1 pseudogene is annotated in these 256 nt (G+C 50.8%); it reads left to right on the top strand.

Going from position 1 to position 256, the window contains the following annotated elements:
* Nucleotides 1–256, top strand: a pseudogene (locus IC21_RS08580) (ISLre2 family transposase); the annotation flags it as partial.

Here is a 256-nt window from a genome sequence, read left to right as displayed (position 1 = left end):
AGGGAAAATGGTGAAACGCGTAGGAAAAACACAGGCGGAAGCTGACAGGGCACTTGTAGAAGAGCTGGAAGTAGCTGCCTCACTGCCTGGTGGGAAGAAGGTAGACTATCTGTTTTCCGAGGCAGATGGTGTATTTGTCCGGGGACTGAAAAAGAAACAGAGTATGGAAGTCCACCACGCCATTCTCTATGAGGGATGGGAAGCCAATGGCAAAAGGGTCTCCCTGCGTCAGCCAACAGTTATCATGACGACGGAA

The sequence above is a fragment of the Heyndrickxia coagulans DSM 1 = ATCC 7050 genome (genome assembly GCF_000290615.1).
GTDB lineage: Bacteria > Bacillota > Bacilli > Bacillales > Bacillaceae_C > Weizmannia > Weizmannia coagulans.
The sequence above is the reverse complement of the archived record's forward strand: the minus strand, read 5'-3'. Positions and strand labels throughout refer to the sequence as shown.